Source organism: Agrobacterium tumefaciens (assembly GCF_005221385.1).
Taxonomy (GTDB): domain Bacteria; phylum Pseudomonadota; class Alphaproteobacteria; order Rhizobiales; family Rhizobiaceae; genus Agrobacterium; species Agrobacterium tomkonis.
Window position 1 is genome coordinate 2,511,917 of sequence record NZ_CP039903.1, and the last position, 26,034, is coordinate 2,537,950.

The 26,034-nt window shown below is 59.9% G+C and carries 26 protein-coding genes; 7 read left to right on the forward strand and 19 right to left on the reverse strand.

Annotated elements, in window-relative coordinates:
- Nucleotides 1–36: 36 nt before the first annotated feature.
- The 13 genes from CFBP6623_RS12605 to sdhC form a co-directional block, all read right to left on the reverse strand.
- Complete coding sequence (locus tag CFBP6623_RS12605) at nt 37–681, reverse strand: LysE family translocator (protein WP_046799534.1); 645 nt, start codon at nt 679–681, stop codon at nt 37–39.
- A gap of 13 nt (nt 682–694) precedes the next feature.
- On the reverse strand, nt 695–1,108 hold the full coding sequence (locus tag CFBP6623_RS12610) for an MAPEG family protein (RefSeq protein ID WP_046799535.1): 414 nt from the start codon (nt 1,106–1,108) through the stop codon (nt 695–697).
- 69 nt (nt 1,109–1,177) lie between these two features.
- Nucleotides 1,178–2,407, reverse strand: coding sequence for a 2-oxoglutarate dehydrogenase complex dihydrolipoyllysine-residue succinyltransferase (odhB, locus tag CFBP6623_RS12615; RefSeq protein ID WP_046799536.1), 1,230 nt, complete (start codon nt 2,405–2,407; stop codon nt 1,178–1,180).
- 53 nt (nt 2,408–2,460) lie between these two features.
- Nucleotides 2,461–5,457 carry a 2-oxoglutarate dehydrogenase E1 component gene (locus tag CFBP6623_RS12620; protein ID WP_046799537.1) on the reverse strand — a complete coding sequence of 999 codons (2,997 nt, stop codon included), beginning with the start codon at nt 5,455–5,457 and terminating at the stop codon, nt 2,461–2,463.
- Between the two features lie 178 nt (nt 5,458–5,635).
- The gene (sucD, locus tag CFBP6623_RS12625) at nt 5,636–6,538 is read right to left on the reverse strand and encodes a succinate--CoA ligase subunit alpha (protein WP_046799538.1); all 903 of its coding nucleotides are present in this window, start codon (nt 6,536–6,538) and stop codon (nt 5,636–5,638) included.
- Between the two features lie 17 nt (nt 6,539–6,555).
- On the reverse strand, nt 6,556–7,749 hold the full coding sequence (gene sucC, locus CFBP6623_RS12630; RefSeq protein WP_046799539.1) for an ADP-forming succinate--CoA ligase subunit beta: 1,194 nt from the start codon (nt 7,747–7,749) through the stop codon (nt 6,556–6,558).
- A 32-nt stretch (nt 7,750–7,781) separates the two neighbouring features.
- On the reverse strand, nt 7,782–8,744 hold the full coding sequence (gene mdh, locus CFBP6623_RS12635) for a malate dehydrogenase (RefSeq protein WP_003504984.1): 963 nt from the start codon (nt 8,742–8,744) through the stop codon (nt 7,782–7,784).
- 178 nt (nt 8,745–8,922) lie between these two features.
- Nucleotides 8,923–10,086 carry a cell division protein ZapE gene (zapE, locus tag CFBP6623_RS12640; RefSeq protein WP_046799540.1) on the reverse strand — a complete coding sequence of 388 codons (1,164 nt, stop codon included), beginning with the start codon at nt 10,084–10,086 and terminating at the stop codon, nt 8,923–8,925.
- Between the two features lie 93 nt (nt 10,087–10,179).
- Entirely contained in the window at nt 10,180–10,722 is a 543-nt protein-coding gene (locus tag CFBP6623_RS12645) for a protease inhibitor Inh/omp19 family protein (protein ID WP_046799541.1), read from the reverse strand.
- 205 nt (nt 10,723–10,927) lie between these two features.
- Entirely contained in the window at nt 10,928–11,707 is a 780-nt protein-coding gene (locus CFBP6623_RS12650; protein ID WP_003523509.1) for a succinate dehydrogenase iron-sulfur subunit, read from the reverse strand.
- Between the two features lie 15 nt (nt 11,708–11,722).
- The gene (gene sdhA, locus CFBP6623_RS12655) at nt 11,723–13,564 is read right to left on the reverse strand and encodes a succinate dehydrogenase flavoprotein subunit (protein WP_046799542.1); all 1,842 of its coding nucleotides are present in this window, start codon (nt 13,562–13,564) and stop codon (nt 11,723–11,725) included.
- 7 nt (nt 13,565–13,571) lie between these two features.
- The gene (gene sdhD, locus CFBP6623_RS12660; RefSeq protein ID WP_046799543.1) at nt 13,572–13,952 is read right to left on the reverse strand and encodes a succinate dehydrogenase, hydrophobic membrane anchor protein; all 381 of its coding nucleotides are present in this window, start codon (nt 13,950–13,952) and stop codon (nt 13,572–13,574) included.
- Between the two features lie 11 nt (nt 13,953–13,963).
- The gene (gene sdhC / locus CFBP6623_RS12665) at nt 13,964–14,356 is read right to left on the reverse strand and encodes a succinate dehydrogenase, cytochrome b556 subunit (protein ID WP_046799544.1); all 393 of its coding nucleotides are present in this window, start codon (nt 14,354–14,356) and stop codon (nt 13,964–13,966) included.
- 305 nt (nt 14,357–14,661) lie between these two features.
- Here sdhC and CFBP6623_RS12670 point away from each other — a divergent pair, with 305 nt between their 5' ends.
- Nucleotides 14,662–15,030 (forward strand): hypothetical protein, encoded by a 369-nt coding sequence (locus tag CFBP6623_RS12670; RefSeq protein WP_080841839.1) that lies wholly within the window; start codon nt 14,662–14,664, stop codon nt 15,028–15,030.
- Nucleotides 15,031–15,039: 9 nt separating this feature from the next.
- Here the strand turns inward: CFBP6623_RS12670 and CFBP6623_RS12675 are convergent, their stop codons facing one another.
- The 5 genes from CFBP6623_RS12675 to tsaD all read right to left on the reverse strand — a co-directional run bounded on the left by CFBP6623_RS12675 (nt 15,040) and on the right by tsaD (nt 18,604).
- Complete coding sequence (locus CFBP6623_RS12675) at nt 15,040–15,684, reverse strand: class I SAM-dependent methyltransferase (protein ID WP_046799546.1); 645 nt, start codon at nt 15,682–15,684, stop codon at nt 15,040–15,042.
- A gap of 7 nt (nt 15,685–15,691) precedes the next feature.
- Entirely contained in the window at nt 15,692–16,135 is a 444-nt protein-coding gene (locus CFBP6623_RS12680) for an EVE domain-containing protein (RefSeq protein ID WP_046799547.1), read from the reverse strand.
- A 6-nt stretch (nt 16,136–16,141) separates the two neighbouring features.
- A complete protein-coding gene (locus CFBP6623_RS12685; protein ID WP_046799548.1) occupies nt 16,142–16,435 on the reverse strand; it encodes a YciI-like protein in 294 nt (97 codons plus the stop codon).
- Between the two features lie 88 nt (nt 16,436–16,523).
- Complete coding sequence (locus CFBP6623_RS12690; RefSeq protein ID WP_046799549.1) at nt 16,524–17,507, reverse strand: NAD(P)H-dependent glycerol-3-phosphate dehydrogenase; 984 nt, start codon at nt 17,505–17,507, stop codon at nt 16,524–16,526.
- Nucleotides 17,507–18,604, reverse strand: coding sequence for a tRNA (adenosine(37)-N6)-threonylcarbamoyltransferase complex transferase subunit TsaD (gene tsaD, locus CFBP6623_RS12695; protein WP_046799550.1), 1,098 nt, complete (start codon nt 18,602–18,604; stop codon nt 17,507–17,509). The genes CFBP6623_RS12690 and tsaD overlap by 1 nt, the downstream gene beginning before the upstream one ends.
- Nucleotides 18,605–18,677: 73 nt before the next feature.
- Here tsaD and hemC point away from each other — a divergent pair, with 73 nt between their 5' ends.
- The 6 genes from hemC to CFBP6623_RS12725 all read left to right on the forward strand — a co-directional run bounded on the left by hemC (nt 18,678) and on the right by CFBP6623_RS12725 (nt 24,722).
- Nucleotides 18,678–19,607 (forward strand): hydroxymethylbilane synthase, encoded by a 930-nt coding sequence (gene hemC / locus CFBP6623_RS12700; protein ID WP_046799551.1) that lies wholly within the window; start codon nt 18,678–18,680, stop codon nt 19,605–19,607.
- A gap of 4 nt (nt 19,608–19,611) precedes the next feature.
- Nucleotides 19,612–20,352, forward strand: coding sequence for a uroporphyrinogen-III synthase (locus CFBP6623_RS12705; RefSeq protein WP_046799552.1), 741 nt, complete (start codon nt 19,612–19,614; stop codon nt 20,350–20,352).
- A gap of 73 nt (nt 20,353–20,425) precedes the next feature.
- Nucleotides 20,426–21,877, forward strand: a complete 1,452-nt coding sequence (locus CFBP6623_RS12710; RefSeq protein ID WP_062654428.1) for a COG4223 family protein — start codon at nt 20,426–20,428, stop codon at nt 21,875–21,877.
- A gap of 4 nt (nt 21,878–21,881) precedes the next feature.
- Entirely contained in the window at nt 21,882–23,498 is a 1,617-nt protein-coding gene (locus CFBP6623_RS12715) for a heme biosynthesis protein HemY (RefSeq protein WP_046799554.1), read from the forward strand.
- 14 nt (nt 23,499–23,512) lie between these two features.
- Entirely contained in the window at nt 23,513–24,001 is a 489-nt protein-coding gene (locus CFBP6623_RS12720) for a TerB family tellurite resistance protein (RefSeq protein ID WP_046799555.1), read from the forward strand.
- Nucleotides 23,991–24,722 carry a glutamine amidotransferase gene (locus CFBP6623_RS12725; protein WP_046799556.1) on the forward strand — a complete coding sequence of 244 codons (732 nt, stop codon included), beginning with the start codon at nt 23,991–23,993 and terminating at the stop codon, nt 24,720–24,722. Before CFBP6623_RS12720 ends, CFBP6623_RS12725 begins: the two co-directional genes overlap by 11 nt.
- A gap of 12 nt (nt 24,723–24,734) precedes the next feature.
- Here CFBP6623_RS12725 and CFBP6623_RS12730 read toward each other — a convergent pair whose 3' ends face one another.
- The gene (locus CFBP6623_RS12730; protein ID WP_046799557.1) at nt 24,735–25,967 is read right to left on the reverse strand and encodes an MFS transporter; all 1,233 of its coding nucleotides are present in this window, start codon (nt 25,965–25,967) and stop codon (nt 24,735–24,737) included.
- Between the last annotated feature and the right edge of the window lie 67 nt (nt 25,968–26,034).

The window sequence follows — 26,034 nt, forward strand, 5'->3', positions numbered from 1 at the left end:
ACCGGATCATTGCCCTGCTTGCGTTTGACCTGAAACTCAGGCCGCTTTTTCAGTTGCGAGTTTTATACCGAGTGCAATGAAGACCACGCCGCTGGTGCGGTCTATCCATTGGCTGGCGCGCTGAAATGCAGCGCGCATGCGCGGCGTCGTCATGAACAGGCTGACGCCGACGAACCACAGGATAAGGCAGCTCGCCATGACGAGACCGTATCCGAATTTGATGGCGACCGGCGTATGGGCATGAACCACCGTCGAAAAGATCGACAGGAAGAAAAACACCGGCTTGGGATTGAGCGCATTGGCGGCGAAACCGAGCGTGAAGGCCTTGAGTGCCGTCTGGCTGCTTTTGACCTGAACACCACCCTCGCCTTCAGCCGACGGCAATTCCGTCTTGCCGGCGCGCAGCGCCTTGATGCCGATATAGATCAGATAGGCGACGCCAAGCCACTTGACGATGTTGAAGAGATAGATCGACTGGGAAATGATGAGACCAAGCCCGAGGATCGTATAGGTGACGTGGAACATCAGCGATGTGCCGACACCGAAGCTGGTGATGATGGCCTGCCTGCGCCCATGCACCATGGCCTGGCGCATGACCATTGCCAGATCGGCGCCGGGGGACACGATCGCGAAAGCGAAGATCGCCATCAGGGATGCAAGTTCGATCAAATACTGATGCATCTGAAACAAGCCTCTAGAACATCAACACGAAAAGCATCAGCAGCAGGCCGAGCATGGAGCCGAGCCAGACCAGTGAGCGGATATAAGGCACGCCGGCCAGATAAAGCGGTATGTAAATCACCCGGCAGATCAGCCATATCCACGCGCCGGTCAGTGCCAGTCCGGATGGATCGCCGGCCATGATGACGCCGAAGGCGAGTGCTATGAAAGCGGGATAGGTCTCCCGGAAATTTTCAGACGCGCGGGCTGCACGGCCGGTAAGCCTGCCTTCCGGTTTCTTCTCCGCATCCCGCGGGCCGGCATTCCAGTCCAGCCCCAGTTCCCGCGTCGCCGTCATGGCTTGCAGCATTACATGCACCACAAGCAACAGGACGCTGAGACCGATCAACGGTAAAAAGGGGGAAGCGGCAAGAAATGTCGGCTGCACTTTCGCTCTCCTGATGCGATTTCAGCGGGACCTCAGTTGAAATCCCGCTGAAAGGAAAAGCAAGACCGATTAGAGATCGAGAACCAGACGTTCCGGATCTTCCAGGCTTTCCTTGACGCGAACGAGGAAGGTCACGGCTTCCTTGCCGTCAACGATACGGTGATCGTAGGAGAGCGCAAGATACATCATCGGGCGGATGACGACCTGACCGCCGATGGCGACCGGACGCTCCTGGATCTTGTGCATGCCGAGAATGCCAGACTGCGGCGCATTGAGGATCGGCGAAGACATCAGCGAACCGTAAACACCGCCATTGGTGATGGTGAAGGTGCCGCCCTGCATGTCGGCCATGCCGAGCGAACCGTCGCGCGCTGCCTTGGCGAGGCGACCGAGTTCCTTTTCGACGCCGGCGATGGAGAGCTGGTCGGCATCGCGGATGACAGGAACAACGAGACCCTTGTCGGTGCCGACAGCCATGCCGACGTGACAATAGTTCTTGTAGATGATGTCCGTGCCGTCGATTTCAGCGTTAACAGCCGGCAGTTCCTTCAGCGCGTGGGTCACGGCCTTGGTGAAGAAGCCCATGAAGCCGAGCTTGACGCCATGCTTCTTCTCGAACACGTCCTTGTAACGGTTGCGCAGGTCCATGACCGCGCTCATGTCCACCTCGTTATAGGTGGTCAGCATGGCGGCGGTGTTCTGTGCGTCCTTCAGGCGGCGGGCGATGGTCTGGCGCAGGCGGGTCATCTTCACGCGCTCTTCGCGAACCTGATCCTGCTCGGCGGAAACCGGACGGGGAGCAGCAGCAACCGGAGCCGGCGCGGCGGCAGGCGCCGAAACGCCCTTGGCGACAGCGGCGAGAACGTCGCCCTTCAGAACCTGGCCACGCTTACCGGAACCATCGACCTGATCGGCAGACAGGTTGTTTTCAGCAAGCAGCTTGCCGGCGGCAGGTGCCGGCGGCATGCCGCCGGCGGCGGGCGCAGCAGCGGTTGCTGCGGGTGCCGGTGCGGCAGCGGCAGCAGGCTTTGCAGCCGGTGCGGCGGTCGCAGCGCCAGCAGCACCTTCGGCGATCTGGCCGAGAAGCGCGTCGAGACCGACGGTCTCGCCGTTCTGTGCAACGATTTCGGTCAGCACGCCGGAAGCGGGCGCCGGGACTTCGACGGTAACCTTGTCGGTTTCCAGTTCAACGAGAGGTTCGTCGGCCTTGACGGTATCGCCGACCTTCTTGAACCAGGTGCCGACGGTCGCTTCGCTGACGGATTCGCCGAGGGTTGGTACGCGGATTTCAGTGGCCATGATCTAGTTCCGTTATTCAGGTGTCTTTTTTGCGGGGCGATGCGGGAGAGTTCTCACTCTCCCAGCGCGTCTTCCAGGAACGCAGCAAGCTGCGCCAGGTGCTTGGACATCAGGCCGGTCGCCGGAGAGGCGGCAGCCGGACGGCCCGTGTAACGGACCTTCTGGTACTTGGCGTCGATATGCGCCAGAACCCATTCCAGGTAAGGATCGATGAACGACCACGAACCCATGTTCTTCGGCTCTTCCTGGCACCAGACCATTTCCGCGTGGCGGAAACGGGAAAGCTCGTTGATGAGCGCCTTTGCCGGGAACGGATAAAGCTGTTCGACGCGCAGCAGGTAGATGTCGTCGATACCGCGCTTTTCACGCTCTTCGAGAAGATCGTAATAGACCTTGCCCGTGCAAATGACGACACGGCGGATCTTCGAATCCTTCTGCAGCTTGATCGGACCATCCTTGATGACCTCCGCATCGTCCCACAGGAGACGGTGGAAGGAGGACTCGCCGGCAAGCTCCGCCAGCGACGAGGTGGCGCGCTTGTGACGCAGCAAGGACTTCGGCGTCATCAGGATCAGCGGCTTGCGGAAGTCACGCTTCATCTGACGGCGCAGGATGTGGAAGTAGTTGGCAGGTGTCGTCACGTTGGCGACCTGCATGTTGTCTTCCGCACACATCTGCAACCAGCGCTCCAGACGGGCAGACGAATGTTCCGGACCCTGACCTTCATAACCATGCGGCAGAAGGCAGACGAGACCGGACATACGCAGCCACTTGCGCTCGCCAGACGAGATGAACTGGTCGAACACGACCTGCGCGCCGTTGGCGAAGTCACCGAACTGTGCTTCCCAAAGCGTCAGCGCATTTGGGCGGGCGAGCGAGTAGCCATATTCGAAGCCGAGAACGGCTTCTTCCGAAAGCATCGAGTTGATGACTTCGTAACGGGCCTGCGTCGGGGCGAGATTGGCGAGCGGGATGTAACGCTCTTCGGTCTCCTGATCGTAAAGAACCGAATGGCGCTGCGAGAAGGTGCCGCGTTCACAATCCTGACCGGAAAGGCGGATCTTGTGACCGTCAACGACGAGCGAACCGAAAGCAAGCGCTTCCGCCATCGCCCAGTCGATGCCTTCACCCGTCTCGATCATCTGCGAGCGGTTTTCCATGAAACGCTGGATCGTGCGATGCGCGGTGAAACCTTCAGGAATGGTCGACAGCTTCTTGCCGATTTCCTTCAGCTGCTTCATCGGCACGCCGGTCTTGCCACGACGCTGCTCATCGGCATTGTCGGCAGCGCGCAGGCCCGACCACTGACCATCCAGCCAGTCAGCCTTGTTCGGTTTGTAGGACTGGCCTGCCTCGAATTCCTGCTCGAGATGGGCGCGCCAATCGGCCTTGACCTTCTCGAAATCACCTTCGGTGATCAGGCCTTCCGCAATCAGGCGGTCGGCATAGATGCGGGCGACGGTCTTGTGGCCACGGATGACCTTGTACATCTTCGGCTGCGTGAACGCCGGCTCATCGCCTTCGTTATGGCCGAAGCGGCGGTAACAGAACATGTCGATGACGACAGGCTTGTGGAACTTCATGCGATATTCGGTCGCAACCTTGGCCGCATAGACAACAGCTTCCGGATCGTCACCGTTGACGTGGAAGATCGGCGCTTCAATCATCTTGGCGACGTCGGACGGATAAGGCGACGAGCGCGAGAAGGCCGGGTTCGTCGTGAAACCGATCTGGTTGTTGATGATGAAATGCATGGTGCCGGCAACGCGATGACCGCGCAGGCCGGACAGGCCAAGAATTTCAGCAACCACGCCCTGACCGGCAAAAGCGGCATCACCATGTAGAAGCAGCGGCAGCACCTTGGCGCGTTCGGAAAGCGGAATGATGTCGCCGTCCCACTGCTTGGCCAGTTGGTCCTGCTTGGCGCGCGCCTTGCCCATGACAACGGGGTTGACGATTTCAAGGTGCGACGGGTTGGCCGTCAGCGACAGGTGAACCTTGTTGCCGTCGAATTCACGGTCGGAGGAGGCACCGAGATGGTACTTCACGTCGCCCGAACCCTCGACATCGTCAGGCTTGAACGAACCGCCCTTGAACTCGTGGAACACGGCGCGGTGCGGCTTGCCCATGACGTTGGTCAGAACGTTCAGGCGGCCACGGTGGGCCATGCCGAGAACGACCTCTTCCAGACCTTCCTGGCCGCCGCGCTTGATGATCTGTTCCAGCGCCGGGATCAGCGATTCACCGCCATCGAGGCCGAAACGCTTGGTGCCCTTGAAACGCACGTCGAGGAACTGTTCGTAACCTTCGGCTTCGACCAGCTTGGACAGAATGGCCTTCTTGCCCTCGGGCGTGAAGTCCACACCCTTGTCCGGGCCTTCGATGCGCTCCTGAATCCAGCCCTTTTCTTCCGGGTTGGACATGTGCATGAATTCAACGCCGAGCGTCGAGCAATAGGTACGCTCGAGAATCTCGACCATCTCGCGCACACTCGCATATTCGAGGCCGAGCACGTTATCGATGAAAATCTTGCGATCGTAATCGCTTTCCTCAAAGCCGTAGGACTTCGGCGAAAGCTCGTTGTAATCTTCGACGGCGCTGGCGATGCCGAGAGGATCGAGCTTGGCATGCAGGTGGCCGCGCATACGGTAGGCGCGGATCATCATGATGGCGCGAACGCTGTCACGGGTCGCCTGCAGCACTTCCGCTTCGCTGACGGGCTTGCCGGTAGCGGCGCTCTTCGTCTCTGCCTTTGCCTGAACCTTCTTCTCGATGGCCTTCTCGACCGTGGCCCAGTTGCCGTCGAGTGCGGATACCAGTTCGCCATTTGCCGGGATCGGCCAGTTGGCGCGCTTCCAGGAGGCGCCTTGTGCGGCCTTCTTCACGTCTTCCGGATTGTCGGACAACGCCTTGAAGAAGCTCTGCCACTCCGGCGACACGGAAGAGGGATCCTCTTCGTACCGGGCATAGAGCTGCTCGATATAGGCTGCATTCGCGCCGTCCAGAAACGACGTGATCTGAAACTGCTCGTTCGCTTCTTGCCTTGCCATTGTGTTCCTGCGGACTTGTCCGTCCGCCTCCTCGATGCCGTTACGGCCGTTTCACCGGCCTGCCGCTTTGATTACTGCTGTCTGCCGCCAGGGCGGTATGCTGTTCTGTCTATCGTCTTTGCGGCATCGGGCAGCGCGGCGTTGAAGCCGCACCGCCCGTTACCGGTCTCATGTGGTCTCAGCCCTTGAGGACTTCAACCAGCGTCTTGCCGAGGCGCGCCGGGGAAGGCGATACCTTGATGCCGGCTGCTTCCATGGCTGCGATCTTGGACTCTGCATCGCCCTTGCCGCCGGAAACGACAGCGCCAGCGTGGCCCATGGTGCGGCCCTTCGGAGCCGTACGGCCCGCGATGAAGCCGGCCATCGGCTTCTTGCGGCCCTTCTTGGCTTCGTCGATCAGGAACTGCGCCGCATCTTCTTCAGCCGAGCCGCCGATTTCGCCGATCATGATGATCGACTGCGTGGCTTCGTCGGCAAGGAACATTTCCAGGATGTCGATGAACTCGGTGCCCTTGACCGGGTCGCCGCCGATGCCGACAGCCGTCGTCTGGCCGAGGCCTTCGTTGGAAGTCTGGAACACGGCTTCATAGGTGAGCGTGCCCGAACGGGACACGATACCGACCGAACCCTTGCGGAAGATGGAGCCCGGCATGATGCCGATCTTGCATTCTTCCGGCGTCATGATGCCGGGGCAGTTCGGGCCGAGCAGGCGCGACTTCGAACGGTCGAGGCGGGCCTTGACGCGCACCATGTCCATAACCGGAATACCTTCGGTGATGCAGGTGATGAACGGGATTTCCGCTTCGATGGCTTCGATGATGGCGTCAGCGGCACCTGCCGGCGGAACGTAGATCACGGATGCGTCTGCACCGGTCTTTTCCTTGGCTTCGGCAACCGTTGCGAAGATCGGCAGGCTTTCGCCCTTCGATCCGGTCCAGGTTTCGCCACCCTTCTTCGGGTGAATACCGCCGACCATCTGCGTGCCGTAATAGGCAAGCGCCTGTTCGGTGTGGAAGGTACCGGTCTTGCCGGTCAGACCCTGAACAAGGATCTTCGTGTCTTTATTAACGAGAATAGACATTATTTCCGGTCCCTCAATTAGCCGTTGATCGCCGCGACGATCTTCTTGGCTGCGTCGTCCAGATCGTCAGCAGCCGTAATCGCAAGGCCAGATTCGTTCAGGAGCTTCTTGCCAAGTTCGACGTTGGTGCCTTCGAGGCGAACAACGAGCGGAACCTGCAAGCCGACTTCCTTCACCGCGGCAATCACGCCTTCGGCGATGACGTCGCACTTCATGATGCCGCCGAAGATGTTGACGAGGATGCCCTCGACCTTCGGGTCAGCCGTGATGATCTTGAAGGCTGCCGCAACCTTCTCCTTGCCAGCGCCACCGCCGACGTCGCAGAAGTTAGCCGGCTCTTTGCCGTAAAGCTTGATGATGTCCATCGTCGCCATGGCAAGACCTGCACCATTGACCATGCAGCCGATGTTGCCGTCGAGAGCCACGTAAGCGAGGTCCCACTTCGAGGCTTCGATTTCCTTGGCGTCTTCTTCGGTCTCGTCGCGCAGCGCCTTGACATCGTCATGGCGGAACAGGGCGTTACCGTCGAAGGACATCTTGGCGTCGAGAACGCGCAGATGGCCATTTTCCATGACGATCAGCGGGTTGACCTCGAGGAGAGCCATGTCCTTCTCGTTGAAGGCCTTGTAGAGGATCGGGAACAGCGACTTTGCGTCTTCGGCTGCAGCACCCTCAAGCTCGAGAGCCTTGGAGATCGCGGCAACGTCAGCATCGCTCACACCCTTTTCCGGGTTGATGGCGATGGTGTGGATCTTTTCCGGCGTGTCGTGGGCGACAGCCTCGATATCCATGCCGCCTTCGGTGGAAACCACGAAAGCGACCTGGCCGACCGAACGGTCAACCAGCAGCGAGCAATAAAGTTCGCGGGCAATGTCAGCGCCGTCTTCGATATAGAGGCGGTTGACCTGCTTGCCGGCATCGCCCGTCTGGGCCGTTACCAGCGTGTTGCCGAGCATGTCCTTGGCGTGGGAAACGACTTCCTCGATCGACTTTGCCAGACGAACGCCACCCTTGGCGTCGGGGCCGAGTTCCTTGAACTTGCCCTTGCCACGGCCGCCAGCATGGATCTGGCTCTTGACGACGTAAAGCGGGCCGGGAAGCTGCTTTGCCGCAGCTTCGGCTTCTTCGACCTTGAGGATGGCGACGCCTTCAGCAACCGGCGCACCGTAGCCCTTCAGAAGAGCCTTGGCCTGATATTCGTGAATATTCATGGAATAATCCCTGTTTGGAGCCGCTTGGAATATTACTTCAGCGACGGAGCGATGTTGACGCAGGCTTCGCAAAGACCAGCGACAGCGCCGACGGACTTCTGGAAGGCGGCTTCTTCTTCCTTGTTCAGTTCGATCTCGATGATGCGCTCGATACCGCCGGCACCGATGATGGTGGGCACGCCGACATACATGTCGTCAACGCCATACTGGCCCGAGAGATGAGCAGCGGCGGGCAGAACGCGCTTCTTGTCCTTGAGGTAGGATTCAGCCATTTCGATTGCCGAAGCGGCCGGCGCATAATAGGCCGAGCCCGTCTTCAACAGGCCGACGATTTCCGCACCGCCGTCGCGGGTGCGCTGGATGATCTGCTCAAGGCGTTCGGCGGTCAGCCAACCCATCTTGACGAGATCGGTCAGCGGAATGCCGCCAACGGTCGAATAACGTGCCAGCGGCACCATCGTATCGCCATGACCGCCAAGAACGAACGCCGTGACGTCCTGAACCGAAACGTTGAATTCTTCAGCCAGGAACAGGCGGAAACGCGCGCTGTCGAGAACGCCGGCCATGCCGACGACCTTGTTCTTCGGCAGGCCGGAGAACTTCTGCAGCGCCCAGACCATGGCGTCGAGCGGGTTGGTGATGCAGATGACGAAAGCGTTCGGGGCATATTTCTTGATGCCGGCGCCGACCTGTTCCATGACCTTGAGGTTGATGCCGAGAAGATCGTCGCGGCTCATGCCCGGCTTGCGGGCAACGCCAGCTGTGACGATGCAGACGTCAGCACCTTCGATGGCGGCGTAATCGGAAGCACCGGTGAGCTTCGCATTGAAACCTTCAACCGGGCCGGACTGGGCAATATCCAGACCCTTGCCCTGCGGAATGCCGTCGGCGATGTCGAAGAGGACGATATCGCCCAGTTCCTTCAGGCTGGCGAGATGTGCCAGCGTACCGCCGATCATGCCAGAACCAATAAGTGCAATTTTTTTGCGAGCCATCGAATGCTTCCTCTTGAGCTTCAATTCAATTTCACCGCGCCAAACCGGCAGCCAAATTGTCGCACTTCGATTAGCCCCATTGGCCAAAATTGGCAACAGATTCTTTTGTGATGAATATTTTCAATCGTTTAGATCATTATTTTCTTACGTAAACGTAAGAAAATGCGTCACGAAAGTGTCAAACTTTCTGCCGCTTTTCGTGATGCAGAGCGAGATAATCCGCACTGCGCATCTCAAACAGCCGCGAGGCCGTACGATCGAACTCGAAACCCTCCGTCCCCTTGCGCTTGCCTAGCAAGTCCTCCGGCATGGCTGCGGCAGAGGCAAAAAGCCGGACACTGTGGTCGTAAAGCGCATCGATGAGGATGATGAAACGTTTGGTCTCGTTCCGCTTGTCCGCATTGAGCAGCGGGATATGATCGATGAAGACCGTATCGAACCGATTGGCAATGGCGAGGAAGTCGGAAGCCCCGAGTGGCTTTTCACAAAGGTCGGAAAACGAGAAACGGGCGACCCGGCCGCTGGCACGCGGCACCAGAATGGAGCGGCCCTTCATTGGTATTTCCGTCGGCGCGACGAGATGGCCACCGGTCATGTGACGCCAGGCCATATCCATCGCCTGATCCGCCGAACCGTCGAGCGGCGTGACATAGACCGGCAGGCTTTCCAGCTTTTCCATCCGGTAATCTGTCGGGCTGTCCAACGTCACCACATCCACATACTTCTTAAGCAGATCGACGAAGGGCAGGAACAGGCTGCGATTAAGGCCGTCCTTGTAAAGATTGTCGGGCACGACGTTGGAGGTCGTCACCAATGTGCAGCCATTGGCGAAGAGCTCGCTGAACAGCCGGGCAAGGATCATCGCATCGGCAATATCCGTGACAGTAAACTCGTCAAAGCACAGAAGTTCCGCTTCCGCCAGCAGCTGGGCCGCGACGGGCGGAATGGGATCGGCCTGTTTGGTTTCGCCATTCTTCAGCTTCTGCCGATGCGCATGCACGCGATTATGCACGTCCGCCATGAACTCGTGAAAATGGCAGCGCCGCTTGGAAGAGACGGGCGCCATCTCATAGAACATGTCCATAAGCATCGTCTTGCCGCGGCCGACGCTGCCATAGACATACAGTCCCTTGACGGCGGCGGCAGGCCCGGCCTTGCGCGCAAACATCCAGCCGAGCGCGCTTTTTTTCTTGGCGGGTTTGCGTGCCTTCAGGTCGGCAAGGATACGGTCGAGGTGGGCTGCTACACCGAGTTGTGCCGCATCCGCCTGCAAGGTGCCAGCCGCCGTTAATGCGTTGAGCTGTTCAACGACACTATGATTGTAATCGGGCAATGGCTTCATGGAAAAGCGCTCCGGTCGCGGACACCGACAGGCTTCCGCGACGAATGGAATGGCTCAGAACAGGCAAGGCGATCCGGATACACCGGAAATGCTCTATCGGCTGAGGCTGAGTGGCTGGCCGCTATTGGTCGTTCCGTCAAAGCGCGCATCGGCGCTCTTGTAGACGCGACCGATCGTGTCACCTGCACGGTTCTTGAAGAGAACCATCTTGCCGGACACTTCCCAGGAACCCATAGCCGTCAGCTCGCCGGAGCAGCCACGTGTGCCGCCGCGCGAACCGCTGCCGAGATTGGTGAGCGTCAGGAACATGTCGCAATTTGCGCCACCATTGGAAATGCGCCAGTTGCCGACCATGGATTCCTTGGTGACATCGAGCGCTGTCGTCGGCGGAGCGGCAGAAGCGACATCGGTGCCGCCAGGCGTTGCCGAGGCGGGCGCCGACGGGAACTGGCTGCCCGAAGCGCCGCCGGGCGGTGGCAGGGCGCCGGACTGAACGGAGGGAACCGGCTGCGCCTGCAGCGGCGGCGTATAACCGGGATTATTGCTACCGTTGTTGTTGTAATCGTAGGAGGTACGTTGGCAACCGGCAAGGCTCATTACAACCGCAACGCCCGTCACCACATATCTGAATTGCATATCAAGCTCCCGATTCTCTCGCTTCCGGAAAGACCATGATCGAACAAGAAGGCTGAATTATTACTAAAGCCTTACCTTGCGCAAGCGATGGCCGGGATAATTACCATTTCGGTCAATTTTTACCGAAAATTCCCGGGCCCGGTTGAAAAAAGAGCCGCGGTGGAGACCGCGGCCCGGATAAATCGCCGTCGCCAGCGAATCGCTTTTAGACGCGGCGTTCGACCATCATCTTCTTGATTTCCGCGATCGCCTTGGCCGGGTTAAGACCCTTCGGGCAGGCCTGCGCGCAGTTCATGATGGTGTGGCAGCGATAAAGGCGGAACGGGTCCTCGAGATTGTCGAGACGCTCACCGGTTGCCTCATCGCGGCTGTCGATCAGCCAGCGATAGGCCTGCAGCAGAACGGCGGGACCGAGATAACGGTCGCCATTCCACCAGTAGCTGGGACAGGAGGTGGAGCAGCAGGCGCACAGAATGCACTCATAAAGGCCATCCAGCTTCAGGCGGTCCTCATGGCTCTGTTTCCATTCCTTGGCGGGCGTCGGCGAAACCGTCTTCAGCCAGGGCTCGATGGAACGATGCTGGGCGTAGAAGTTCGACAGGTCAGGAACGAGGTCCTTCACCACGGGCATATGCGGCAGCGGATAAACCTTCACCGTGCCGTTGATCTCTTCCATGCCCTTGGTGCAGGCAAGCGTGTTGGTACCGTCGATATTCATGGCGCAGGAACCGCAAATGCCTTCACGGCAGGAGCGGCGCAGCGTCAGCGTCGGGTCGATATTGTTCTTGATGTAGAGAAGAGCATCGAGAACCATCGGTCCGCAATCGTCGACATCGATATAATAGGTATCGATGCGCGGGTTCTGGCCGTCATCCGGGTTCCAGCGATAAATGCGGTATTCGCGCACATTCTTGGCACCGTCAGGCTTCGGCCAGACCTTGCCTTCGCTGATCTGGGAATTCTTGGGGAGAGCGAGTTCAACCATATCCAGTTCCTCAAATCAGTAGACGCGCGCCTTCGGCTCGATCTTTTTCGGATCGATGCCGTCGGCGATCAGGTCGGTGTGAACCGGGCGATAATCGAGCTTGACGTCGCCTTCGGGGCTGACCCAGGCAAGCGTGTGCTTGCGCCAGTTCACATCGTCGCGACCGGCGAATGGACCATCGACGAAATCCTCACGAGCATGCGAACCGCGGCTTTCCTTGCGCGCTTCCGCGCCATAGACCGTGGTGATCGCGTTCGCCATCAGATTGTGCAACTCAAGCGTTTCGACCAGATCGGAATTCCAGACCATCGAACGGTCGGTGACCTTGACGTCAGGCAGTTCCTTCCAGATGGCGGAAAGACGCTGGCATCCGCTTTCCAGCGATTCCTGCGTGCGGAACACCGCCGCATCGTCCTGCATGGCGCGCTGCATCTTGTCACGCAGCACCGCCGTCGGCGTCGAGCCATTGGCGAAACGCAGGCTGTCGAAGCGTTCCATGATCTTGTCGCAGGCAGCAATGTCGAGCGCGGGAACCGCCGCATCGCGGTCGATAACCTGTGCAGCGCGAATGGCGGCGGCACGGCCGAAGACCACGAGGTCGATCAGCGAGTTGGAGCCGAGGCGGTTCGCACCATGAACCGAGGCGCAACCGGCTTCGCCGACAGCCATCAGGCCGGGCGCGATACGTTCCGGGTTGTTGGCATCGGCATTCAACACTTCACCCCAATAATTGGTCGGAATGCCGCCCATATTGTAGTGAACGGTCGGCAGGACCGGGATCGGTTCGCGCGTCACATCGACACCGGCGAAAATCTTGGCGCTTTCGGAAATGCCCGGAAGACGTTCATGCAGGATCGCAGGATCGAGATGATCGAGATGCAGGAAGATGTGGTCCTTGTTCTTGCCGACGCCGCGGCCTTCACGGATTTCCATCGTCATGCAGCGCGACACCACGTCACGCGAGGCAAGGTCCTTCGCGGACGGCGCATAACGCTCCATGAAGCGTTCGCCTTCGGAGTTGACGAGATAACCGCCTTCGCCGCGTGCGCCTTCGGTGATCAGGCAGCCCGCGCCATAAATACCGGTCGGGTGGAACTGCACGAATTCCATATCCTGAAGCGGCAGACCGGCACGGGCGATCATGCCGCCGCCGTCGCCGGTGCAGGTATGGGCAGACGTTGCCGAGAAATAGGCGCGGCCGTAACCGCCGGTCGCCAGAACCACCATCTTGGCGGAGAAGCGATGGATCGTGCCGTCATCGAGGTTCCACGCCACGACGCCGGTGCAGCGGCCATCCGCCGACATGATCAGGTCGAGCGCGAAATATTCGATGAAGAATTCCGCATTGTTGCGCAGCGACTGGCCATAAAGCGTGTGCAGAATGGCGTGGCCGGTACGGTCGGCGGCGGCACAGGTGCGCTGCACGGGCGGGCCTTCACCGTAATTCTGCATGTGACCGCCGAACGGGCGCTGGTAAATCTTGCCTTCGGCATTGCGCGAGAAGGGCACGCCGTAGTGCTCCAGCTCATAGACAGCCTTCGGCGCTTCCATGGCGAGATATTGCATCGCATCAACGTCGCCCAGCCAGTCGGAGCCCTTCACGGTGTCGTAAAGGTGCCACTGCCAACAGTCAGGCGTCATGTTGGTGAGGGATGCTGCAATGCCGCCCTGCGCCGCAACCGTGTGGGAGCGCGTCGGGAAAACCTTGGTGATGCAGGCCGTGCGGAAACCCTGTTCCGCCATGCCGAGCGTTGCGCGCAGACCCGCGCCGCCGGCGCCCACCACGATCACGTCATAGGAGTGATCGACATAGGTGTAAGCTTTGCCATTCTGGGAAGGTGAACTGATCGATGCCATGGCGGAATTATCCTGCGAATGCGATTTTCAGAATGGCGAAGATGCAAAGACCGCCAATGAGAACCGCGAAAAACGTATTGAGCATCAGAAGAACGAGCTTCGAAACCTCGGCGTGAATATAGTCTTCAATGATGACCTGCATGCCGAGCTTCATGTGGATGAGGCCGGAAACCAGCACCAGACCCATGATAACGGCAACAAGCGGGTTCGACAGCGCCGCGACGACTTCCGCATAGGGCGCGCCGGCATACTGGATGAGGAAGACCACGAAGAAGATCAGCAGCGGAACGTTGGCAACCGCCGTCAGTCGCTGGCGCCAGAAATGGTCGGTGCCTTCCTTGGCGGAGCCGAGGCCGCGAACCTTTCCGAGAGGGGTACGCATATCCATGATAAATCTCCTCAGCGCACGATAAGGGCGACGACCCAGATCAGCGCGGTCAGACAGATCGACACCACCCACGAGGCCTTTGCCAGCTTGGTGGTAAAATGCTTTTCGAAGCCGTATCCCAGATCCCACATGAAGTGACGAAGACCACCCACCAGGTGATGGACGAGAGCCCATGTATAACCAATCAGGATAAGCCTGCCGATGATCGTGCCCATCGCCCAGTTGACCCAGTCGTAATAGGCCGGGCCGGAAGCAAGCGCGATCAGCCACCAGGCAACCAGCAGCGTTCCGAAATAAAGTGCGCCGCCGGTGATGCGGTGCACGATGGATGAGACCATCGTCGGAATCAGCTTGTAAACTTGAAGATGCGGCGACAGAGGCCGGTTATTTGTCAGATTCGCCATCAGAACCTCGCGGCGTTTTCCCGTGCGCCCTTCAAACCGGACGCCCCCAAGCAACTACACATGACGAAAGAATGTGCATTGCACCAACCGCGACGTTTAATCACATGGGGGCGTCACGACAAGCATATTTCAAGACCGATTCGAATTTAATCGATTGGTTCACGAATTTTTTTTGGATTTTTTTGCCTCAAAATAAAAAATCGAGCGTTTCCAAGATTTACACCCTCGAAATATTTACCTTTACGTAATTCATAAATCGTGTAATTTACCTTTGATTAACCAAGAAAATCCGGAGAATGAGGCTCATGTTACAGCGCCGAATCGCCGCTCTGACCACGATGATCGCAGGCGTCATTTTCACCGTAATGCCGCCCGCAGCGGCAGAGGATTTTCACGGCCGCCATGATTATCGGCATCAACAATCGCGGGCAAGTTTCTCTACCGACGGGTTGCCTTCCACTCTTCCCGGCGGCACCTATGTAGGGGCGATATCGGGGCTTCGCATACGCGGCAACGGCAATTATTTCGCGGTAGGCGGTCGGCTTGCGCGAAACGGCGCAGGCGTAACAACGGCCGCGCAGTTTGCGCCCAAAGCGAAGATAATAAATGTTCGTGCCGAAACCGCCAGCAATGCCTGCGCCTACGAGCATGGCGTCTGCATCATCCGGCCTTAAATCAAACAATCAGACAAAACGCCAAACGGTGGTCTTCTTGACTTCGCTGTCTTCCAGAGCCCGCGTCACCGGAACCTGATAGGTAGCCTCGGCGAAAAGCCGCTGTTTGGGCAGATAAGCCCGCCCCGGATCGCCGACAAGCACGCTCACGCCCTTCGCCGTCAATTCCAGAAACCATGGCAGGAGAAGGTCGGCGAAGGCGCGATCGTAAAACACATCTCCCGCCAGCAGAACATCCGCCTCTACCGGTTTGCCAACCAGATCAAGGCCAGTAAACCCTATATCCACGCTGTTGAGCGCCGCATTCAACCGAATGGCGGTTTGCGTCCACGGGTCGATATCGGCGGCGAGAACCCTGGCTGCGCCGGCCTTTGCCGCAGCAATAGCGACTAAGCCGGAGCCACTGGCGAAATCCAGCACGCGCTTACCGGAAACGCTTTCAGGATGATCGAGAACATAACGGGCAAGCCCCTGCCCGCCGGCCCAGGCAAAGGCCCAGAAAGGCGGCGGCAGACCGATCTCTTCCAGCTCCTCCTCCGTCTTCAGCCACAGCTCATGAGCTTCGGTGGCAAGATAAAGGCGCAATTCCGGCACATGCGGCGGATGCATGATCGCAGCATTGTCGAGAATGAAGCGTTCGGGATCAGTCTTCACCGAAGGATCAGTCCGGTGACTTCGGCGGATTGGCAAGGCTGCCCATGCGGCAGACCTCGAGATATTCCTCTTCCGTCACGGGCTGCACGGAAAGCCGCATGGAGGTGACGAGCGACATCTTCTCCAACTTGGGGTTGGCCTTCACATCCTTCAGCGAAACCGGCTGCGGCATATCGCAAACGGCGCGGATATCCACGCAGTCCCATTTCAGATCGCCTTCGGCAGTCGAGTCCGGATGCGACAATGCGCAGACTTCGACGATGCCGACGACATCCAGCCCCTCATTGGAATGGTAGAAGAAACCCTTGTCGCCGATCTTCATGGAGCGCATGTTGTTGCGCGCCTGATAGTTGCGCACGCCGGTCCATTCTTCACCCGCCTCGCCCTTGGCCTTCTGCATCTCCCAGGACCATTTGAACGGCTCGGACTTGTAAAGCCAGTAATTCGCCATGCCCGCTCAAGCTCCCGGATTGTTGAAGACCCAGTTATAGGGCTTCACATCGACGCTTTCGAACAGGCCGGCCTTTGCATAGGGATCGGCATCGGCCAGCGCCTTCGCCGCATCTATATCAGCGGCTTCAACGATCACGAGGCTGCCATTCGGCTTGCCTTCGGCATCCAGAAACGGGCCGGCGATCTTCAGCGTGCCCTCGGCATTCAGCTTGTTCAGATGCTCCAGATGGGCCGGGCGCGTTTCCATACGCACGTTCAGATGGCCAGGCTTGTCCTTGCAGACAAAGGCAAACAGCATTTCAGTCTCCTCGCTAGAGCATGTCTCCCAAAAGTGTCAGCGGTTTCGGGACCAGGACATGCGTAAAAACTATTCAAAGGCCCCACCCTCATTCGGTGGTAATGGGCCGTGTCATCAATTGTTGCATGGCGCTCGCCACATCCAGATTTCCGTCGATGATGGCAGCCACCGCTTCGGTAACCGGCATGTCGACGGCGTGACTTTCTCCAAGTCGGGCGGCGACGGCAGCCGCAAAAGCGCCCTCCACCAACCCGCCGGACATGTCCTTGCCCTCACCCCGGCCAAGCGCGATGCCGAAACGCAGGTTGCGCGACTGGTGGCTGGTGGCCGTCAGCACCAGATCACCAAGACCGGAAAGACCGCGTACAGTATCAGCCTTGCCGCCCATGGCGACAATGAGACGCGACATCTCGGCAAGCCCGCGCGAAATCAGCGCCGCCCGGGCGGAATCGCCAAGACCCGCGCCTTCGACGATGCCGGCGGCGATGGCGAGAACATTCTTCAGCGCCCCGCCAAGCTGCACGCCGATGCGGTCAGTGGAGGCATAAAGCCGGAAGGTCCTGCCGGAAATCGTGGTCGCCAGCCGTTCGGCAACCGCTGCGTCTTCCGCCGCAATCGCCATGGCGGTCGGCAGCCCGCGCGCGATATCCGCCGCAAATCCCGGACCGGAAAGGACCGCAATCGGGTGATGCGGCAGTTCCGCTTCCAGAAGCTCCGTCAGCAGACGACCGGAGTTGCGGTCGATGCCCTTGGCGCACGTGACGATGATAGAGTCATTAGCCAGATAAGGACCGTAATGACGCGCCGCATCCGCATGGGCCTGCGAGGGCATGGCGAAGAGCACGATACTGGCGCCAGCCAGCACATCCGGCTCGGCCGAAAATTCAAGCGCATCCGGCAGCTCGACACCCGGCAGAGCCGCATCGTGAACACGATCAACCTTCAGATCGGCCATCAGCGATGCATCACGGCCGAGCAGGGTGACGTCATGCCGGTTTTCCAGCGCAATGACGACGGCAAGCGCGGTTCCGAAGGCGCCAGCACCGATGACGACGATTTTTTCCCGCTGCATCAGGCCTTGGCTCCCCTTTTGCCGAAACCGATCAAAGTCTCCGCATTGCCATCAAGTGGCCAGCGGGAGCGCGGCGGTATCTCCAGCGGATCTGCCTGCCTGCCATCCGCCATGCGCTCCAGTCCCGCCCAGGCGATCATCGCGGCATTGTCGGTGCAAAGCCGGTGTGGCGGCGCAACGAAACGGAAGCCATGCGTATCGCAAAGCGCCTGCAGCGTCTGGCGGATTTCCTGATTGGCCGCAACACCGCCGGCCACGACCAGCGCCGGTTTGGTTTCCAGATGCGGAAACTCCTGGCTGAAGCGGACAAGGCCGCGGCCAATGCGATCCTTGAGGGTGCGCGACACCGCTTTCTGGAAGGACGCGCAGATATCGGCAATATCCTGCTCCGAAAGCGGCGCGATGGCTGTTGCGGCCTGCCGCACCGCCGTCTTCAATCCGGAGAAGGAAAAATCCAAACGGGTTTCGCCGACCATCGGACGCGGCAGCGGAAAACGGTTCGGATCACCCTTCACTGCCGCCTTCTCGACCGCTGGGCCACCGGGATAGGGCAGGCCTAAAAGTTTCGCGGTCTTGTCAAAGGCCTCACCCAAAGCGTCATCGATGGTGGTGCCCCAGCGCTCATAATCGCCGACGCCACGCACCAGCACCAGCTGGGTATGCCCACCTGAAACCAGCAGCATCAGATAAGGGAAGGAAAGACCGTCCGTCAGCCGCGCCGTCAGCGCATGGCCCTCCAGATGGTTGATGGCGTAAAGCGGCTTGTCTGCCGCCATGGCAATCGCCTTGCCCGTCATCAGCCCCACCAGCAAGCCGCCGATAAGGCCGGGACCGGATGTGGCGGCAATGGCGTCGATATCGGCAAGTGTCACGCCCGCCTGCTCCAGCGCCTCTTCCACCAGCGTGTCCAGCGCCTCGACATGGGCGCGCGCAGCAATTTCCGGCACCACGCCGCCATAGGCGCTGTGTTCCTCAAGCTGCGACAAAACGACGTCGGAGACGATCTCGCCACGACCGTCCGCATGCCGAACCACAATGGATGCAGCGGTTTCGTCACAACTGGTCTCTATGCCGAGGATACGAAGAAAGGGGGTCATCAAATCTGTTCGTTCATTGCGATCATGCGCTGAGTTGGTCTAAGACAACTCCGGTAACAATGGATAGACGCGGATGCAAACAAAACCTTTCCGAATCGGCACGCGCGGCAGCCCGCTGGCGCTCGCACAGGCTTACGAGACGCGCAACCGGCTGATGTCGGCGCATGGCCTGCCGGAAGACATGTTCGAAATCGTCGTGCTGTCCACCAAGGGTGATCGGATAACCGACCGCGCTCTGTCGGAGATCGGCGGAAAGGGCCTGTTCACGGAAGAACTGGAGAGCCAGCTTCTGTCCGGCGAACTCGATATTGCCGTGCATTCCTCCAAGGACATGCCGACCGTTTTGCCCGAAGGCCTCTATCTTTCCGCCTTCCTGCCACGCGAAGACATGCGCGACGCCTTCATCGGCCGCACCGCGCCGAAGCTTCTGGAGCTGCCGCAGGGCGCCGTTGTCGGCTCCGCCTCCCTGCGCCGTCAGGCGCTGATCCGCCGCCTGCGGCCAGATCTGAGCGTCATCGTTTTTCGCGGCCTGGTCGATACCCGCCTGCGCAAGCTGGAAGAAGGCCAGGCGGATGCAACGCTTCTTGCCTTTGCCGGCCTGAAAAGGCTCGGCAAGGAGAATGTCCCGACGGAAATTCTCGATCCGAAGGAATTCCCCCCTGCGCCGGCGCAAGGCGCGATCTGTGTGGAAAGCCGCATCGGCGATACGCGCATGGACGAGCTGCTTGCCCCCATAAATGACAGGCCGACTTTTGACGCCGTGACCTGTGAGCGCGCCTTTCTGGCCGCGCTTGACGGCTCCTGTCGCACGCCGATCGCCGGTTATGCGACCTGCGACGGCGAAGATCTGCATTTTTCCGGGCTCATCCTTACCCCCGATGGCCAGACGAGCCACGGCATTGAAATCTCCGGCAACCGCAGGGACGCGGAAAAACTCGGCCGACAGGCCGGCGAAGACGTGCGCGCCAAGGCGGGCAGCAATTTCTTCGAAGGCTGGAGCTGAGCCGATGCGGATCGTCGTCACCCGGCCGCAGCGTTCGGGCGAAAGGACGGCCGCAAAGCTTGAAGCGCTCGGCCATGAGCCGGTGCTTCTTCCGCTGTTTCATCCCATCCATCATGGCGAACGCGCCATCTCAGCGCTATCCGCCCCGCTGGCGGCCATCGCGGTAACCAGCGCAGAGGCATTGCGGGCGCTGGATACATTCGGAGAGCAGCTGGCACCGCATCTGTCGAAACCACTTTTTGCCGTCGGTGGAGCAACAGCGCAAGCGGCGAAAAATACCGGCTTCGGGCAGATATTCACCGCCTCCGGAGATGCCTTGGGTCTGACGGCGCTGGTGACGGAGCACCGCGCTCTTCTTTCCGAAGGGCAACCCCTGCTCTATCTCGCCGGCAGGCCACGTGGCTCCGTCTTCGAGGAAGGCCTTGCCGCAGCGGGCATTCCCTTCAGAACGGTCGGCTGTTACGAGATGCTGCCCTCGAACATCCCCGAAACCATGCTTGAAACGGCCCTTCTCGACACCGCTGCCGATGTAGTCCTGCTCTATTCGTCCGAAGCGGCACGGGCCTTTTTTAGCCATGCGTCGGCGGAAAAATATGCGGCAGCGCTGGCGGCGGTCCAGTTCATCTGCATCAGCCGCAACGTGCTTTCTCTGGTTCCGGAAATTTTCCGCTCACAGGCCATCGCCGCCGAAGAGCCGAGCGAGGCGGCGATGTTCGAACTTCTGTGCCAGCACTCTGGAACCTAATTGGCGTTCGCCCCTTTCCTTTGCCGCCGTCACTGACTAGGTTTAGAGTACTGCAGGCAGAAATGAGGTTGTCATGGTATCGGGAAAGCCGCCACGCCACTCCAAGTCCAAAGCCGAACCGGTCACAATCGACCTGGACGCAAAAGACGTGAAAGCAATTTCCGCCGATGGGGACGCTGCCAGGATGGACGAAAAGCCCGATGACAAAACGCCGTCGTCGCCTGTAGAACCGGGCGCTCCGGCAACGAAGCCTGAGGCAGCCGTAACGGGCAATCCCGCCCCCATCTGGGACCAGCCCGGGAAAACCCCTATCGAGCCCGAGCCCAATGTTGGCAAAGCGGACCCCGCAGCCGCCGAACCGAAGGCCGAGCCCCCCGGGGACAAGCAGAAAGAGCCGGTATCACAGGCCACTGTTCCGCCCAAAGCCGAGGCAAAACCGACCACGGATACAGCCGGAACGAGTGCCGCCGCAACCGCTGCTGCGGCTTCGAAACCGGCCTTCGGCTCCACCGCCTCCTCCAGCACATCCGGCAACACCTCCGCTGCCAAACCCTCGACCACGACCTCGTCTTCGGGACCGGCCAAACCGTCCACCCCGCAGCAGGCGGACCGCAAACAGGCGGCGACCTCCGGCCTTATCGCAGCGGGTATCGTCGGCGGCCTCATAGCACTCGCCGCCGCCGGCAGCATGCAATATGCAGGTATACTGCCCTCCTCCAATTCCGGAAGAGCCGGAAGCGATGAGATCGCTGCACTGAAAACCGATATCACCGGCCTGCGGCAGCAACTCGCCAATGCCCCGGCAGCCGATACCTCGGCACTGGAACAGCGCATCGCGACGCTCGAAGGCGCAAAGGGTGAGGCCCCGCAGGTGGATGGGCTTTCGGAAAAAGTCACCGCGCTGGAAGCCGCCCTGCAATCGGAACGATCCGCACAGGCCTCGGCAACGGCGGAACTGACGCGCCGCCTTACCGATGCGGAAACCAAGATCAACGAACCACGCGACGATATCGAAGTCGCCCGCGCCATCGCCTCGGCCGCGTTGAAGGCCGCGATCGATCGTGGCGGGCCGTTCCTGACGGAACTCGACACGCTCTCCAAGGTCACGCCTGACGATCCAGCCATCACATCGCTGCAATCCTTTGCCGCAACCGGCGTGCCGTCGCGGTCGGAGCTGATGCAGAAATTCCCTGATGTCGCCAATGCGATGCTGTCGGCCATCAACCAGCCCGACCCCAATCAGGGCATCATGGAGCGCCTGACAGAAAGCGCCTTTTCGCTGGTGAAGGTCCGCCCGGTCGGAAATATCGAGGGTGAGACACCCGACGCCATGATCGCACGCATGGAAAACAAGCTGCGCAACGGTGATCTGCAGGGCGCAGCACTTGAATGGAACGGGCTTCCAGAGGCGGCCAGGACGGCATCCACCGATTACAAGAAATCTCTGGATGCGCGCATCGAGGTCGAAAATCTGGTCGGCGGCACATTGAACCGCGCCATCACCAGCACCGGCAAGCAGGGGTAAGGGCATGACCAGAATTCTGACTTTCGCCCTTATCGTTCTGGCGCTTGGTTTCGGTTTCTCTTGGCTTGCGGACCGGCCGGGCGTGCTTTCCATCGTCTGGCAGGGCCAGCTGATCGAAATGAGCCTGATGGTCGCCGCCTCGATCATCGCGGCGCTGGTTGCAGCCGTCATGCTGGTCTGGTGGATCGTCAACGCCGTATGGACCTCGCCCAATGCCGCCCGCCGCTATTTTCGTGCCCGCAAGCGCGACCGCGGTTACCAGGCGCTCTCCACCGGCCTCATCGCCGCAGGCGCCGGCAACGCCATCCTCGCCCGCAAGATGACGGCCCGCACGCAAGGATTGCTCAACGCCGATCAGGAGCCGCTGATCCACTTGCTCGATGCGCAGGCCGATCTCATCGAAGGCAAATATGACGAAGCGCGCCGCAAGTTCGAAGCCATGGCCCGCGATCCCGAAACCCGCGAGCTTGGCCTTCGCGGCCTTTATATCGAGGCGCGCCGTCAGGGTGCATATGAGGCCGCCCAGCAATATGCCGAGGACGCGGCGGAAAAAGCCCCCTACCTGCCCTGGGCAGCCCAGGCGACGCTGGAAAATCGTTGTCGTAACGGACAATGGGATGACGCGATCCGTCTGCTCGATCAGCAGAAGGCAGCCAGCGTCATCGAACGCGGCGAGGCGGAACGGCTGAAAGCCGTGCTTCTCACCGCCAAGGCCGGCGAAAAGCTGGAAAGCGATCCGGTCAGCGCGCGCGAGGATGCCAAACACGCCCTCAAGCTCGCAAAGAGCCTCGTTCCGGCAGCGCTGATCGCAGCAAAATCCTATCTGCGCGAAGACAACCTGCGCAAGGCCGCCACGGTTCTGGAGCCCGTGTGGAAAATCGATCCGCACCCGCAGATCGCCGAGCTTTATGTCCGCGCCCGCAGCGGCGATACCGCCATCGACCGGCTGAAACGCGCCGAGCGGCTGGAAAGCCTGAAGCCCAACAATATCGAATCCCTGTTTGCCGTGGCGCAGGCGGCGCTCGATGCCAAGGAATTTGCCAAGGCGCGGGCCAAGGCAGAAGCCGCAGCCCGCATCGAGCCGCGTGAAAGCATCTTCCTGCTGATGGCCGATATCGAGGAGGCTGAAACGGGTGATCAGGGCCGGGTGCGTTACTGGATGGCGCAGGCGCTGCGCGCGCCGCGTGACCCCGCATGGGTGGCGGATGGCGTCGTTTCGGAAAAATGGCTGCCGGTTTCGCCAGTGACCGGCCGTCTCGATGCCTTTGAATGGAAAGCACCTTTTGGCCAGCTCGAAGGTCCAGTCGAAGACCTGACAATCGAAAATGCGATGGCCGCAGCACCCGCAAGGGCGGAACCGGTTGCGAAAACAATCGTCGTCGAAGCTGCTCCCGAGCCTCGCGCTGAGCCGAAACCCGTTCCCGCCGAACCGATAGAGGTCGCGCCTACCGTATCGGCTCCGAAGGAGAAAAAGCCCGCCACTATCGAAGCGCCCGTTGAAACCAAAGCAGCGGACGAGAAGGCGGAAGCCGTACCCTTCTTCGGCGGCGCGCCGGATGATCCCGGCGTCAAGAAACCCGGCGCAGAAGCCGAACCCAAGACCCGGCTCAAACTCTTCTGACGAACAGGATATCGATGCTCAACCGGATTCAGTCGTTTATTCAAAACCTCGTCGGCCCGCATACGGATGATTTCAGCCCGGATGATTTAAGGGTGGCAGTCGCCGCCCTCTGTTTTCAGGTAATGGAAGCGGATGGCACCGTCTCGAAAAGCGAGCGGGACCGCCTGCGCGAAATCCTTCAGGATTATTACCATCTCGATTCCGGCAAGCTTGATGCGCTTCTCGCCGCCGGTCAGGAGGCGGGCAAGGAAGCTGTTGATTATTACCGCTTCACCACCGATATCCGTCGCCATCTCGATGAAGATCAGCGGGTGGAGCTTATTGGCATATTATGGGATATTGTTTACGCTGACGGCGAACGAAGCGAAATGGAAGACCATGTGATCTGGCGAGTTGCCGATCTGCTTGGTGTTTCAGTGCGCGACAGGGTTCTGCAACGTCAGCAGGCCGCCACGAGGTCCGGGCCGGCTGAAGAAAGCGAAAACCACGACGATGCTGTTTGACCCTTCCAGGCAACAGGGAAAACAACCTTCGCTGCTCATCGTCCTGCATCAGGAACGTTCCACGCCCGGCCGCGTCGGCCAGATGCTGGTGGAAAAAGGGTATCGGCTGGATATAAGGCGACCCGCACTCGGCGACGACCTGCCGCAGACACTCGAGAAACACGCGGGCGCCATCATCTTCGGCGGCCCAATGAGCGCCAATGACCCGCATGATTATGTCAAAGCCGAAATCGACTGGCTGAAGGTTCCGCTGAAGGAGAACAAGCCCTTTCTTGGCATCTGTCTTGGCGCGCAGATGTTGTCCAAACATCTGGGCGGCAAGGTTGAGGCCGACCGGGACGGCAAGGTGGAAATCGGCTGGTATCCGCTTCACGCTACCGAACACGGACGGCTTTTGATGCCGCATTGGCCGAAGATGGTTTATCATTTCCACAAGGAAGGGTTCGAGCTGCCGCGCGGAGCCGAGCTTCTGGCATCAGGCGAAACCTATCCCAACCAGGCTTATCGGTATGGTAAAAATGCCTGGGCGCTACAGTTTCACGCCGAACTCACCCGCGCCATGATGCACAGCTGGGTGGTGCGCGGCGCGCAGCGCTTTGGCATGCCGAATGCGCAGGTCGGCAGCCAGCACCTTGAGGGCCGCATGTTGTTCGACACGCCGCTCCGCTCTTGGCTCAGCAATTTCCTCGATCTGGTTTTTGAGGGCAAGGCCCAGCGCTGAGGCCCGTTGCCGTCAGCGCGGCGCATCCAGATTGTCGATCTTGCGCAGTTTCGAAAAACCGAGCGCCCAGATAACCGCGACAGCAAGCGTGCCTGCTCCACCAATGACGACGGCAGGCACCGCCCCGACGACATGCGCCATGGTGCCGGCACGGAATTCACCCAGCTCGTTCGATGCACCCACAAACACCATGTTCACCGCATTCACACGCCCGCGCACCTCATCCGGCGTCCAGAGCGCGATCAGGGTTTCCCGCACATAAACCGACACCATGTCCGATGCGCCCATGACCACCAATGCAACAATCGACACCCACGCGGTTTCGGAAAGACCAAACACGACAGTAGAAATGCCGAAGAGGCCAACACCGACAAACATCAGCAGGCCGGCATGGTGGCGGATGGGCCTGAAGGCCAGAATGACTGCAACGGTAATTGCACCAATGCCGGGGGCGGCACGCAACAACCCGAGACCCCATGGCCCGAGCGTCAGAACTTCCTTGGCGAAAATCGGCATCAGGGCGACTGCGCCGCCCAGCAGTACCGCGAAGAGGTCGAGCGAAATGGCGCCAAGGACGATTTTTTCCTGCGAAATGAATTTGAAGCCTGCCAGCATTGTTTCGAGGCTGATGGCTTTCGCCGGGCCGCGTTGTTCCGGCTTGCGGATTGTCACCGCCAGCGTCGCTGACACGATGAAGAGCATGAATGCCACAATGTAGGCGACGGAAGCGCCGAGACCGTAAAGCAAACCACCCGCAACCGGGCCAAGAATGGATGCCATCTGCCAGGAAGAAGAATTCCACGCTATGGCGTTCGGCAAATCCTCGACGGGCACAAGATTGGGTGCCAGCGATTGAACCGCCGGCCCCATGAACGCCCGCTCAATTCCGAACACGACCAGAATGGCGAAAACCGGCCACGGAGAAAAGCTGTGCGTCAGCGTCAAACCAAGCAGGGCGGCGGCGCAGCCAGCCGCGACCACAAGGCAAACGGCCATGATACGCCGGCGATTGTGTCTATCGGCAACTGTTCCGGTAACGAGGATCAAAAGCAGCGACGGCAGAAACTGAAAAAGCCCGATCAGACCGAGATAAAAGGCGTTACCGGTCACCTCGTACATCTGCCAGCCGACTGAGACGCTGACAATCTGGATGGCGAAGGCTGAAAAAAAGCGGGCGCTGAAGAAGCGACGATAGGAACTATGCCGGAATGCACCGAAACGGTTTTCGGCAGAAGGCAGGGACATCGGCTGGGTGCTCTCGAGAGAATATGAGACGTTTGCAATAGAGCGATATCACAAGAATCGCCAGCCC

What these genes read in the sequence shown, in the direction of transcription:
- CFBP6623_RS12685 (WP_046799548.1), bottom strand. Translation starts at nt 16,435, where the DNA reads ATGCTGTTTGCCTTTGTCTGCAAGGACAAGCCTGGCCATCTGAACGTG.
- tsaD (WP_046799550.1), bottom strand. Translation starts at nt 18,604, where the DNA reads ATGACCCCCTTTCTTCGTATCCTCGGCATAGAGACCAGTTGTGACGAA.
- hemC (WP_046799551.1), top strand. Translation starts at nt 18,678, where the DNA reads ATGCAAACAAAACCTTTCCGAATCGGCACGCGCGGCAGCCCGCTGGCG.
- CFBP6623_RS12645 (WP_046799541.1), bottom strand. Translation starts at nt 10,722, where the DNA reads ATGCAATTCAGATATGTGGTGACGGGCGTTGCGGTTGTAATGAGCCTT.
- CFBP6623_RS12720 (WP_046799555.1), top strand. Translation starts at nt 23,513, where the DNA reads ATGCTCAACCGGATTCAGTCGTTTATTCAAAACCTCGTCGGCCCGCAT.
- CFBP6623_RS12725 (WP_046799556.1), top strand. Translation starts at nt 23,991, where the DNA reads ATGCTGTTTGACCCTTCCAGGCAACAGGGAAAACAACCTTCGCTGCTC.
- CFBP6623_RS12710 (WP_062654428.1), top strand. Translation starts at nt 20,426, where the DNA reads ATGGTATCGGGAAAGCCGCCACGCCACTCCAAGTCCAAAGCCGAACCG.
- CFBP6623_RS12730 (WP_046799557.1), bottom strand. Translation starts at nt 25,967, where the DNA reads ATGTCCCTGCCTTCTGCCGAAAACCGTTTCGGTGCATTCCGGCATAGT.
- CFBP6623_RS12620 (WP_046799537.1), bottom strand. Translation starts at nt 5,457, where the DNA reads ATGGCAAGGCAAGAAGCGAACGAGCAGTTTCAGATCACGTCGTTTCTG.
- CFBP6623_RS12605 (WP_046799534.1), bottom strand. Translation starts at nt 681, where the DNA reads ATGCATCAGTATTTGATCGAACTTGCATCCCTGATGGCGATCTTCGCT.
- sdhA (WP_046799542.1), bottom strand. Translation starts at nt 13,564, where the DNA reads ATGGCATCGATCAGTTCACCTTCCCAGAATGGCAAAGCTTACACCTAT.
- sdhD (WP_046799543.1), bottom strand. Translation starts at nt 13,952, where the DNA reads ATGGATATGCGTACCCCTCTCGGAAAGGTTCGCGGCCTCGGCTCCGCC.
- CFBP6623_RS12680 (WP_046799547.1), bottom strand. Translation starts at nt 16,135, where the DNA reads ATGGCGAATTACTGGCTTTACAAGTCCGAGCCGTTCAAATGGTCCTGG.
- odhB (WP_046799536.1), bottom strand. Translation starts at nt 2,407, where the DNA reads ATGGCCACTGAAATCCGCGTACCAACCCTCGGCGAATCCGTCAGCGAA.
- CFBP6623_RS12670 (WP_080841839.1), top strand. Translation starts at nt 14,662, where the DNA reads ATGTTACAGCGCCGAATCGCCGCTCTGACCACGATGATCGCAGGCGTC.
- sucD (WP_046799538.1), bottom strand. Translation starts at nt 6,538, where the DNA reads ATGTCTATTCTCGTTAATAAAGACACGAAGATCCTTGTTCAGGGTCTG.
- mdh (WP_003504984.1), bottom strand. Translation starts at nt 8,744, where the DNA reads ATGGCTCGCAAAAAAATTGCACTTATTGGTTCTGGCATGATCGGCGGT.
- zapE (WP_046799540.1), bottom strand. Translation starts at nt 10,086, where the DNA reads ATGAAGCCATTGCCCGATTACAATCATAGTGTCGTTGAACAGCTCAAC.
- sdhC (WP_046799544.1), bottom strand. Translation starts at nt 14,356, where the DNA reads ATGGCGAATCTGACAAATAACCGGCCTCTGTCGCCGCATCTTCAAGTT.
- CFBP6623_RS12715 (WP_046799554.1), top strand. Translation starts at nt 21,882, where the DNA reads ATGACCAGAATTCTGACTTTCGCCCTTATCGTTCTGGCGCTTGGTTTC.
- sucC (WP_046799539.1), bottom strand. Translation starts at nt 7,749, where the DNA reads ATGAATATTCACGAATATCAGGCCAAGGCTCTTCTGAAGGGCTACGGT.
- CFBP6623_RS12690 (WP_046799549.1), bottom strand. Translation starts at nt 17,507, where the DNA reads ATGCAGCGGGAAAAAATCGTCGTCATCGGTGCTGGCGCCTTCGGAACC.
- CFBP6623_RS12650 (WP_003523509.1), bottom strand. Translation starts at nt 11,707, where the DNA reads ATGGTTGAACTCGCTCTCCCCAAGAATTCCCAGATCAGCGAAGGCAAG.
- CFBP6623_RS12705 (WP_046799552.1), top strand. Translation starts at nt 19,612, where the DNA reads ATGCGGATCGTCGTCACCCGGCCGCAGCGTTCGGGCGAAAGGACGGCC.